The sequence below is a fragment of the Streptomyces sp. CT34 genome (genome assembly GCF_000805335.1).
Lineage (GTDB): Bacteria > Actinomycetota > Actinomycetes > Streptomycetales > Streptomycetaceae > Streptomyces.
In genome coordinates, this window is record NZ_JSFP01000301.1 from 1 (window position 1) to 1,422 (window position 1,422).

Sequence of the window (1,422 nt, forward strand, 5' to 3'; positions counted from 1 at the left end):
AGAGGGCGGTTCGTGAGTTGAGGTCCGTTTCGAGGTGAGGTTGGGGCATGGCTGCTGGTCGCGGGCCTTCGTCGGTTACAGCTTCCTGGCGAAGTTGCCGGTATCGATCTCGGTCAGGATGCCGAGCTTGACCAGGCGTTTCAGCTTGGCGCGAGTGCCTTCGATGTTCTTTGGCAGCAGTTCGTGGTCGAGGGCTTCGCAGACATCGCGGGCCCGCAGCGGGCCACTGGCCTGGTTGAAGACGGCGAGGATGTGGGGATAGTCCGGGTGATCGGGCAGTTCGGGTGAGGTGGCCTGGGCGGGAAGCCGGTCGGCGAGGGCGGTGACGGTCTTCCGGGTGATCGCCAGGTGCTCGAGGTGGGTCTCAGCCTCGTGCAATCGCCCCTGCAATTCCGTGATCTGGGTGCGGAGACCGTCGGCCAGGGCCCGGGCGGCATCCTCCTGGAGGCCAAGCGCGTCGAGCAGGGGCTCGACGTTCACACTGTCACCGCCTCGCGCCAGGTGGGGGTGTTCGCACCGGTCAGGCGGCGGGCCATGACATGGCTCATCGCCCAGTAGACGCGGGAGGCGGAGGAGGAGGGGCGGTGCTCGTAGTCGCGGACCAGACGCCGGTGCAGTATCAGGATCCCGTAGGTCTGCTCGACCCTCCACCGCTTGGGCAGCGGAACGAACCCCGCATCCTGCGGGTTGCGTTCGACGATCTCGACGTCGATGCCCAGGCCGGCTCCATGCGCGACGACCTGGTTTTTGAAGCCTTGGTAGACCAGGGCCTTGCGGACGGTGCCGCCGGCGTGCTCGGCGACCTGCTCCAGCAGTGCGATGCCCGCGGCGTTGTCGTGGGTGCTCGCGGCCAGCACGATGACGGCGATGACCAGCCCGAGCACGTCGACGGCCAGGCCCCGCTTGCGGCCCGGCACCTTCTTCGCCGGATCCCGGCCGGTCGTCGTGGCGGGGACCCCGGCGGCCGCATGGACACTCTGGGTGTCCAGCACCACCAGGGTCGGGTCCTCTAATCGCCGGGCCCGCTCACGGACCTGGCAGCGCAGGAGCTCGTGGATGACCTGGTCGGTACCGTCGTCCCGCCAAGCCGCGAAGTAGTAGTACGTCGCGCTCTTCGGCGGCAGATCGTGCGGCAGGTAGGCCCACTGACACCCGGTCCGGCCCTGGTAGAGGATGGCGTTCACGATCTCCCGCATCGCATAGGCGCCCTGGTGGCCGCTGACCGAACGGTGCCGGTCCTTCCACCCGGCGATCACCGGCTCGATCAGCGACCACTGCTCGTCCGATAAGTCACTTGGGTACGGCTTGCGTTCACTCACTCCGCCACACCAGCAGATCACCGGCTGCGGACCGGCAGATTCCGCCCGTGCCCACACCATCAGGCGACGACAGAGCCACCCAAAGACTCACGAACCGCCCTCT

2 protein-coding genes are annotated in these 1,422 nt (G+C 67.7%); both read right to left on the reverse strand.

Annotated features, from left to right (window positions below):
- Positions 1-75: 75 nt before the first annotated feature.
- Positions 76-480 carry a hypothetical protein gene (locus RZ84_RS00040; RefSeq protein WP_043262602.1) on the reverse strand — a complete coding sequence of 135 codons (405 nt, stop codon included), beginning with the start codon at positions 478-480 and terminating at the stop codon, positions 76-78.
- On the reverse strand, positions 477-1,319 hold the full coding sequence (locus tag RZ84_RS00045) for an IS5 family transposase (RefSeq protein ID WP_043262603.1): 843 nt from the start codon (positions 1,317-1,319) through the stop codon (positions 477-479). Before RZ84_RS00045 ends, RZ84_RS00040 begins: the two co-directional genes overlap by 4 nt.
- Positions 1,320-1,422 lie beyond the last annotated feature (103 nt).